An 8400-nucleotide genomic window follows, 5' to 3' on the forward strand; every position below is an offset into this window, starting at 1 on the left:
GTGGATAGGGGTCGAGTGGCGGGTTGGGTCGAGGGTTAGGTGGGGCTGGTGGGCCGGTCCTCCAATATCCGATGCGCCACTGGCACTTGAGGGCATGAGGCCCCGTGCGTCGCCTTGAGAGTGGAGGTCGGGGAGCCGTTCAGCAGGCGGGAGGTCTGGGGGTCGCTCAGCGGGTAGGCAGGAGGTCCGCGAGTCGCCTGGCGAGGGATGTCCGTGTCCGTAGGCCGCCCCCAGCGGGCAGGAGGCCCGTGGCCCGTGGGTTCCTGGCGCGCCCCCAACCGGGCCGGGCCCAGGCGGCGGGAAATGCACCGGCATACGAGAAAAGCAGGTGGAAGTAGGCGGAAGTTCGGCCCCGAGGCTGAGCCGGCGGGCCGAGTTAGGGCGGAGGCGGCGAGCACAGGGGCACGCAAGACCGCGGCACTCGCGGGCGCGAAGGCACTCAGAGCCGCGACACTCGCGGGCGCGAGGGCACCCAGAGCCGCGACGCTCGCGGGCGCGAGGGCACAAGGCCGCGACACTCGCGGGCGCGGCAGTACTCAGGGCCACGGCACTCGCGGGCGTGACACTCGCGGGCGCGAGGGTGCTCATGGGCACGAGACGAGAAAGCGCTAAGGGCACGACACGCAATTACTCACAGGCATGGCGCAAGGGCGCTGCGGGCGCGAACGCGCTCATCGCCGCGAAAGCGGTACAGGCCACCACGAGCGTGCCCGCCACCAGGGCGGCACGCCTGCGACACAGGCGGGTACGGGCCGGTCACGGAGGTACAGAGCGGTTACAGGCGCCGCGCCGGTCGCACCGTACACCCTACGTGCGCGCACACCCCCGCAAGCCACACGACCATCGCCGCCCTATGGCCCCGCTACCCCTCCCGCATAAGCCCACTTATCCGGAAAAGCCCTCCTTAGGCATCTCCAGGTCCGCCTTGGCCAGCTCCTCCACGTTCACATCCTTGAACGTGACCACCCGCACGTTCTTCACGAACCGCGCCGGCCGATACATGTCCCACACCCAGGCGTCCTGCATCTTCACGTCGAAGAAGACGTCACCGTTCTCCGCCGTGCGGACGTCGAGATCGACCGAGTTGGTCAGATAGAAGCGCCGCTCAGTCTCCACCACGTACGTGAACAACCCGACGACATCGCGGTATTCGCGGTAAAGCTGCAGCTCCATCTCGGTTTCGTACTTTTCGAGATCCTCTGCGCTCATCGCGGTCCTCCTGTCGTACCGGTCCCCCGGTTCGCCTGATCAGGCAACCCCGGCCCCCATTTCATTCTCACCCATCTCCCTCGCCACCGTGACGAAGGAGAAACGGTGATCAGGACACGGCCCGTGCGTTTCCAGCGCCAGCCGGTGTCCTGGTGTGACATACCCCTTGTGCTCGGCGAACCCGTACTGCGGGAAGCGGACGTCCAGCGCGACCATCAGGCGATCCCTCGTCACTTTGGCCACGATCGACGCCGCCGCCACGCACGCGGCCACCTGGTCCCCCTTCCAGACGGCCAGCGACGGCGCCGGGAGGCCCGGCACCGGGAAGCCGTCGGTCAAGATGTACTCCGGGTCACACGGCAACTGTGCGACAGCCCGCCGCATTCCTGAAATGTTGCACTTGTGAAGACCTTTGGCATCGATCTCCCCAGGGGGGATGATGACGATACCGACGTGGGAGGAGCGCGTGATCTGGGCGAAGAGGCGCTCGCGCACCGCAGGGGAGAGCAGTTTCGAGTCGCCCAGCCCGTCGATCTGCTTGCGCAGGATGACGGCCGCGACCACGAGCGGTCCGGCGCAGGCGCCACGGCCTGCCTCGTCGACGCCCGCGATGGGGGTGAGGCCGCGGCGGGCCAGCGCCCGCTCGTAGGCGTAGAGACCGGAATCGCGACGGACGACACTCGGTCGAGGGCGGAACGCAACTGTCATGACAGAGGCAGCGTACGCCCCATTCGCCGCAACCCGCGACCGAAAGCCCTCTCTACTTGACCTTGTCGAAAATGTCGGGACGGGAGAAGAGATAGCCCCGGGAGAGCGGCCAGTAGCGCACGACGGCCTTGCCGATCACCGCGTCCACCGAGATGAAGCCCTCACCAGGCTCCTCCTGGTGAGCCCGGGAGTCGGCCGAGGCGCTGCGGTGGTCGCCCATCAGCCAGAGCTTGCCGGCGGGCACCGTGACGTCGAACTTATCGCCGGAAGCGAAATCGCCGGGGAAGAGGTAGGACTTCTCGTCCAGCACCGTCCCGTTGACGGAGATGCGCTTCTTGGAGTCGCAGCACACCACGTGGTCGCCGCCCACGCCGATGACCCGCTTGATGGTGTCCTCGCCGTTCCAGCCCTTGAAGACCACGATGTCACCGCGCTCGGGCGCGCCCGCGAGCTTGTTGACGAAGACCCGGTCGTTGACCAGCAGGGTGTTCTCCATCGACACGGACGGGATGTAGAACGAGCCCACCACGAACGCCTGCAGCAGCAGGGCGATGCCGACGCCCAGGATCAGCAGCAGGACCGTCTCGCGGAAGCCGCCTTTCTTCTTCTCTTTCCCCACGCCCTCCGCCTTCTTGGTGACGGCCATCAACGCCTCCTCCCCAGCCAGCGTCGACGAACCAGGACCAAGGGTACGGCGAGCCCGAACCCGGCGACCAGCGGTACGGCGCTCCCGAGTGCCTGGAGACCGGGCTGCGCGAAGGTGTCGGGGATGTCGATCGAGGTCGCCCGGTTGAACGGCCAGACGATCACGAACGCCCGCCCGATGACCTGACCTTCGGGAATGGAGCCGCCGCCGGCGTCACCGGTGTGGGAGCGGGAGTCGAGCGAGACCGAGCGATGATCGCCCATCACCCACAGCCGCCCCTGCGGCACGGTGATGTCAAAGAACCGGTCGGAGGGCACGTTGCCCGGGTAGAGATAGCTCTCCTCGTCGATGGCCGTGCCGTTGACCGTGATGCGGCCCTTGGAGTCACAGCACTTGACGTGGTCGCCGCCGACGCCGATGACCCGCTTGATGTAGTCCTTCTCGCCGGGGACGACGCCGAACGCGGTGCCCACCCACCGGAAGAAGCCCGCGACCGGGTTGGACGGCTCCTCCATCTGGAACTCGCCGTCCCAGGAGTCGACCCCCGAGAAGACCACCACGTCGCCGCGCTCGATGTCGCGCATGTGGTAGACGAGCTTGTTGACCAGCACCCGGTCGTTCTTCAGCAGGGTGTTCTCCATCGACTCCGATGGAATGTAGAAGGCCTGGACCACAAACGACTTGATGATCAGGGCCAGCACGAGCGCGACGACGACAAGAACGGGAAGCTCTTTCCAGAACGACCCTTTCTTCTCATTCTTTCCGCCCTTTGCCGGCTTCTGAGTCTCTTCGGCGACCACGTCCACCTCGTCCTCGACAGGGCGGCGCGCCGCGCCGTGCTCCTGGTTCTCGCTAGTCATCGCTGACGAGCCTAGATGATGGATCGGCTCGACAAGCCTCGACCGACGTTACACCCATGCATGAGTCGCTCCGCATAAAGGAAACGCCCTGTAAAGCCGAAAGGCCCGCGCCGAAGCGCGGGCCAAACGGAAAAGACGGGCGGCTACTTGGCGGCCGTCGTGTCACGCTTCTCGCGGATGCGGGCAGCCTTGCCGCGCAGGTCGCGCATGTAGTAGAGCTTGGCGCGGCGCACGTCGCCACGGGTCACGAGCACGATCTTCTCGATGACCGGGCTGTGCACGGGGAAGGTGCGCTCCACGCCCACGCCGTAGCTGACCTTGCGGACCGTGAAGGTCTCGCGGGCGCCGCTGCCCTGACGGCGCAGCACGAAGCCCTTGAAGACCTGGATGCGGGAGCGGTTGCCTTCGACGACTCGTACGTGAACCTCGAGCGTGTCACCGGGGCGGAAGTTCGGGACGTCGCTACGCAGGGTCGCTCTCTCGAGCTCCTGGATCTTCGTGTGCATGAGAGCTGTCCTCAAGTCCTCGCGAGCACGCGGAGGTCCACCCGGCCGGAGCTCGCGGCGGACACGCTTGCTGATTTGATGAACCCGGGACCGTTTCCCGGGCATGACTGACCACCCGTGTGACGGTGGCAGCGATTCAGTTTGCCATATCTTCCGGCTCGACGCGAAACGAGAGCTCGTCGAGGAGCTTCCTGTCGTGCTTGTCGAGCGTCGCCGGGTCGAGCGCCGCCGCCAGCTCGGGCCTGTTCCGCACCGTACGCCGCAGCGCCTCGTCCCGCCGCCACCGGGCGACCTTCCCGTGGTGCCCGGACAGCAGCACGGCGGGCACCTCGCGCCCGCGCCAGACCGGCGGCTTGGTGTAGACGGGGCCTTCCACCAGGTTCTGCATGGACCCGGGGGCGAAGGAGTCGTCCACGGCCGACTGGGCGTTGCCGAGCACGCCGGGCAGCAGCCGGCCGATGGCCTCCACCATCACCAGCACCGCCACCTCGCCCCCGGCCAGCACGTAGTCGCCGATGCCGACCTCGTCGACCCGCAGACGCCCGGCGTATTCCTCCATGACGCGCGAGTCGATGCCCTCGTAGCGCCCGCAGGCGAACAGCAGCCACGGCTCCCCCGCCAGCTCCTGCGCCAGCTCCTGGGTGAACGGCCGCCCGCTCGGCGTCGGGACGATCAGCCGCGGCGAGCCGTCGCCGGCCACCGCGTCGATGGCCTCGCCCCAGACCTCCGGCTTCATGACCATGCCCGGCCCCCCGCCGTAGGGGGTGTCGTCCACGGTCCTGTGCACGTCGTGGGCCCAGTCGCGCAACTGGTGCACGCGTACGTCGAGCGTGCCGCGCTCGCGGGCCTTGCCGATCAGCGAGACGTCGAGCGGCGCGAAGTATTCGGGAAAGATCGAGATGATGTCGAGCCGCATCACAGCAGGCCCTCTGGCGGATCGACGACCAGCCGGCCCCCCGCCACGTCGACGTCGGGCACCAGGGCCTTGACGAAGGGGATGAGCACCTCGTCGGCCCCGCTCCTGCGGACGACCAAGAGGTCCTGGCCGTGGTGCAGGACGTCGGAGACCTCGCCCACGGGCTCGCCCGAGACGGTCTCCACCGTCAGGCCGATGAGCTCGTGGTCGTGGAACTCGTCGGGGTCGTCGGAAGGCACGACCTCGTCCGAGTCGATGACCAGCATGGTGCCCCGCAGCTCCGCCGCCACGTCGCGATCGGCGACCCCGGCGAAGGACAGCAGCAGCATTCCCTTGTGCCAGCGGCGGCCCTCGACGACGAGCGGCCCCCTGTCGGCGGGGTCCGTCCTGATCGACGCGCCGACGGCGAAGCGCAGCTCGGGCTCGTCGGTGCGCACCTCCACGGTCACGTCACCGCGTACCCCATGCGGACGGCCTATCCGGCCGACGACCAGCTGCACGTAACCTGCCCTTTCTAAACGCGAGCGCCCCCACCGGACGGAAGCCGATGAGGGCGCGCGAACCTGACGCTAACGGACTGCTTCGTGCAGATCGAGCAAGTCGACCCGCACGTACTTCCCGTCGGCCAGGGCGTTCACGACCGTGCGCAGCGCCTTGGCGGTGCGCCCGCCGCGTCCGATGACCTTACCCAGGTCCTCGGGGTGCACCCGGACCTCCAGGACGCGCCCGCTGCGAATGCGGCGTGCGCGGACCCGGACATCGTCGGGATGTTCGACGATGCCCTTAACGAGGTGCTCGAGAGCCTCCTCGAGCACGTCAGGCCTCGCCCTCGGTCTGGGTCTCGGCGGGAGCGGCCTCGGCGGCCTCTTCCTTCTTCTTGGCCCGCTTCGGCGTGGTGGCGGCCGTGCCGGTGTCGCCACCGGACAGCGCCTCCTTGGCCGCGGCCTCGTAGAGGGCGTGACGGTCGGGCGCGGGCTCGGCGACCTTGAGAGGCGCAGGGGCGGGCTCGCCCTTGAACTTCTGCCAGTCGCCCGTGAGCTTGAGCAGCTTGAGCACCGGCTCGGTCGGCTGCGCGCCGACACCCAGCCAGTAAGCGGCCCGCTCGGCGTCGATCTCGATGCGCGAAGGGTCGTTCTTCGGGTGGTACAGGCCGATCTCTTCGATCGCCCGGCCGTCACGCTTGGTGCGGCTGTCGGCGACGACGATTCGGTACTGAGCGTTGCGGATCATGCCGAGCCGCTTGAGCTTGATCTTGACTGCCACGGGTGTGGTCTCTCCTGCATTCGAGCGTGGGTGAACGGCATCTCGCCGAGTGGGGCACGACGGGACGACGCTCCAGGGACAGGCGCGGCCTGCGGGAGGTGAGAGGGCACCCGCCTGGTCACGATGTTCCAACATGCCATTGTGCCAGATCGAGGGCACTGCCTTCGACCTCCAGCAGCAGGTCGCCGCAAAGGCTCGGCAAGGTCCGGACAGGCATCGCGTGCCCGGACCGCCCTGCTCGGGCGGGGCACCATCCGTGACCTGCCCAAGGGCAGGCACGGGAGGGCGCAGCGGGCTATTTCTGGCCGGGAAGCTTGAACTTCGACGGGTCGAAGCCCGGCGGCAGCTCCATCCCCGGAGGCAGCTTGCCCCCGAGGTTGCCGAGCATGCCGCCCGGCTTGGGCTCGGCGGGACCCTCGGCGGGGGCGTCGGCCGACGCCTTGCCCAGGGCCGCCTTGCGCGGGTCGCCGCTGACGCGCCGCCCCTTCTTGGCCTTCTTCTGGGTCTTGGCCGCCTTGCCGCGACCGCCCGGCATGCCGGGGATGCCCATGCCGCCGGCCATCCGCTTCATCATCTTCTGTGCCTCGAAGAAGCGGGTGACCAGATTGCTCACGGCGCTGACCGTGACACCCGAGCCGTTGGCGATGCGCGAGCGCCGGGAGCCGTTGATGATCTTGGGATCCTGGCGCTCGGCCGGGGTCATCGAGCGGATGATGGCGGCGATGCGATCGAGGTCGCGGTCGTCGATGGAGTTGAGCTGGTCACGCATCTGCCCCATGCCGGGCATCATGCCGAGCAGGTTCTTGATCGGCCCCATCTTCTGGACCATCATCATCTGCTCGAGGAAGTCCTCGAGCGTGAAGTTCTCCCCCGACGTGAGCTTGCCGGCCATCTTGGCCGCCTGCTCCTCGTCGAACGTCTTCTGGGCCTGCTCGATCAGGGTGAGGATGTCACCCATGTCGAGGATGCGGGAGGCCATCCGGTCGGGGTGGAAGGCGTCGAAGTCTTCCAGCTTCTCGCCCGTGGAGGCGAACATGATCGGCCGGCCCGTGATGTGCCTGACCGAGAGCGCCGCACCGCCGCGCGCGTCGCCGTCGAGCTTGGTCAGCACGACGCCGTCGAAGCCGACGCCCTCCATGAACGCCTGCGCCGTGATCACGGCGTCCTGGCCGATCATGGCGTCGACCACGAACAGGACCTCGTCGGGGCTGACCGCGTCGCGGATGTCGGCGGCCTGCTTCATCATCTCCTGGTCGATGCCCAGGCGACCGGCGGTGTCGATGATGACGATGTCGTGCTGCAGGCGCCTGGCCTCGTCGATCGACTGGCGGGCGACCGCGATCGGGTCGCCGACGCCGCTGCCCGGCTCGGGCGCGTAGACGGCGACCTGGGCCCGCTCGCCCACCACCTGGAGCTGCTGGACCGCGTTGGGCCGCTGGAGGTCGGCGGCGACCAGCATGGGCGCGTGGCCCTGCTCGCGCAGCCACTTCGCCAGCTTGCCCGCCAGCGTCGTCTTGCCCGCGCCCTGGAGGCCGGCCAGCATGATGACCGTCGGCGGCGTCTTGGCGAAGCGGATCCTGCGGGTCTCACCGCCGAGGATCCCGATCAGCTCGTCATTGACGATCTTGACGACCTGCTGCGCCGGGTTGAGCGCCTGCGACACCTCGGCGCCGCGGGCGCGCTCCTTGACCTGGGCGACGAACGCCTTGACCACCGGGAGCGCGACATCGGCCTCGAGCAGCGCGATGCGGATCTCACGGGTGGTGGCGTCGATGTCCGCGTCGGACAGCCGCCCCTTGGATCGGAGGGAGGAGAAGACCGATGTCAGCCGGTCGGAAAGCGTCTCGAACACGTGGTTGGCCAGTCCTCGAAGCGAATATACGTCTAAGACTCCAGCCTATCCGCTTCGCTAGCCGCTCCAGCCTGGCACGGCCATCCGGACCGTGAGCGCGTGCTCGACCAGGTTGATCAACGCGGTCTTGACCGAGTCCTTCGACCTGGCGTCCAGGCGCACCATCGGGATGTGCGGGGCCAGGGTGAGCGCGTCGCGCACCTCGGCATCGCTGTGGGCGTACTGGCCGTCCCAGCCGTTCACCCCCACGATGAACGGCAGCTGGGCCTCCTCGAAATAGTCGATCGCGGGGAAGCTGTCGGCCAGGCGGCGGGTGTCCACCAGCACGACCGCGCCGATGGCACCCCGCACCAGGTCGTCCCACATGAACCAGAACCGGTGCTGCCCGGGGGTGCCGAACAGGTACAGGATCAGGTCGCGATCGAGGGAGACCCGGCCGA

At 68.2% G+C, this 8400-nt stretch carries 11 protein-coding genes; all 11 read right to left on the reverse strand.

Going from position 1 to position 8400, the window contains the following annotated elements; translation table 11 throughout:
• Positions 1–885: 885 nt before the first annotated feature.
• Positions 886–1209 (reverse strand): DUF2469 domain-containing protein, encoded by a 324-nt coding sequence (locus ETD85_RS57470; RefSeq protein ID WP_026215037.1) that lies wholly within the window; start codon positions 1207–1209, stop codon positions 886–888.
• A gap of 39 nt (positions 1210–1248) precedes the next feature.
• Complete coding sequence (locus tag ETD85_RS57475; RefSeq protein WP_138698272.1) at positions 1249–1917, reverse strand: ribonuclease HII; 669 nt, start codon at positions 1915–1917, stop codon at positions 1249–1251.
• A 52-nt stretch (positions 1918–1969) separates the two neighbouring features.
• Positions 1970–2563, reverse strand: coding sequence for a signal peptidase I (gene lepB, locus ETD85_RS57480; protein ID WP_138698273.1), 594 nt, complete (start codon positions 2561–2563; stop codon positions 1970–1972).
• Entirely contained in the window at positions 2563–3423 is an 861-nt protein-coding gene (gene lepB / locus ETD85_RS57485) for a signal peptidase I (RefSeq protein WP_138698274.1), read from the reverse strand. Before lepB (ETD85_RS57485) ends, lepB (ETD85_RS57480) begins: the two co-directional genes overlap by 1 nt.
• Positions 3424–3566: 143 nt before the next feature.
• A complete protein-coding gene (gene rplS, locus ETD85_RS57490; RefSeq protein WP_138698275.1) occupies positions 3567–3929 on the reverse strand; it encodes a 50S ribosomal protein L19 in 363 nt (120 codons plus the stop codon).
• A 136-nt stretch (positions 3930–4065) separates the two neighbouring features.
• Entirely contained in the window at positions 4066–4845 is a 780-nt protein-coding gene (trmD, locus tag ETD85_RS57495) for a tRNA (guanosine(37)-N1)-methyltransferase TrmD (protein ID WP_138698276.1), read from the reverse strand.
• A complete protein-coding gene (gene rimM / locus ETD85_RS57500) occupies positions 4845–5345 on the reverse strand; it encodes a ribosome maturation factor RimM (RefSeq protein WP_138698277.1) in 501 nt (166 codons plus the stop codon). The genes trmD and rimM overlap by 1 nt, the downstream gene beginning before the upstream one ends.
• A gap of 69 nt (positions 5346–5414) precedes the next feature.
• Positions 5415–5660, reverse strand: coding sequence for an RNA-binding protein (locus ETD85_RS57505; protein ID WP_043634919.1), 246 nt, complete (start codon positions 5658–5660; stop codon positions 5415–5417).
• A gap of 1 nt (position 5661) precedes the next feature.
• The gene (gene rpsP, locus ETD85_RS57510) at positions 5662–6108 is read right to left on the reverse strand and encodes a 30S ribosomal protein S16 (protein WP_138698278.1); all 447 of its coding nucleotides are present in this window, start codon (positions 6106–6108) and stop codon (positions 5662–5664) included.
• A 295-nt stretch (positions 6109–6403) separates the two neighbouring features.
• Positions 6404–7960, reverse strand: coding sequence for a signal recognition particle protein (gene ffh, locus ETD85_RS57515; RefSeq protein ID WP_138698279.1), 1557 nt, complete (start codon positions 7958–7960; stop codon positions 6404–6406).
• Positions 7961–8017: 57 nt separating this feature from the next.
• Positions 8018–8400, reverse strand: a 383-nt coding sequence (locus ETD85_RS57520; RefSeq protein WP_138698280.1) for a GTP-binding protein, incomplete at its 5' end; no start/stop codon positions are given.

Origin of the sequence: Nonomuraea zeae (assembly GCF_005889725.1) — a bacterium.
Taxonomy (GTDB): domain Bacteria; phylum Actinomycetota; class Actinomycetes; order Streptosporangiales; family Streptosporangiaceae; genus Nonomuraea; species Nonomuraea zeae.